Origin of the sequence: Bacillus cereus group sp. MYBK216-1, assembly GCF_051916495.1 — a bacterium.
GTDB lineage: Bacteria > Bacillota > Bacilli > Bacillales > Bacillaceae_G > Bacillus_A > Bacillus_A thuringiensis_K.
The window spans coordinates 1-532 of record NZ_JBQAGT010000048.1 but is presented as its reverse complement, the minus strand read 5'-3'; the positions used below and the strand labels follow the sequence as shown (position 1 = coordinate 532).

The window sequence follows — 532 nt, the reverse complement described above, 5'->3', positions numbered from 1 at the left end:
TTCAACCGGAAGCACAGGACCAACAGGAAATACGGGTTCAACGGGAAGTACAGGAGCCACGGGAGATACAGGTCCAACGGGAAATACAGGAGTCACGGGAAGTACCGGAGCGACGGGAAATACAGGAACAACTGGGAATACAGGAGCCATAGGAACTACGGGAGCAACAGGAAATACGGGAGCCACGGGAAGTACAGGAGCCACAGGAGAAACGGGTCCAACGGGAAGTACCGGGGCAACCGGAGAAACAGGTCCAACGGGAGTAACGGGTTCAACCGGAAGCACAGGACCAACAGGAAATACGGGGTCAACGGGAAGTACCGGAGCCACGGGAGAAACAGGTCTAACGGGAAGTACGGGAACAACCGGAGAAACGGGTCCAACGGGAAGTACCGGGGCAACCGGAGAAACAGGTCCAACGGGAGAAACAGGTCCAACGGGAGTAACGGGTTCAACCGGAAGCACAGGACCAACAGGAAATACGGGGTCAACGGGAAGTACCGGAGCCACGGGAGAAACAGGTCTAACGGGA

Annotated in this window: 1 protein-coding gene; it reads left to right on the top strand. The window is 56.6% G+C overall.

The features are described from left to right. Positions 1-532, top strand: a 532-nt coding sequence (locus ACTFRH_RS30930) for a hypothetical protein (RefSeq protein ID WP_440049342.1), incomplete at both ends; no start/stop codon positions are given.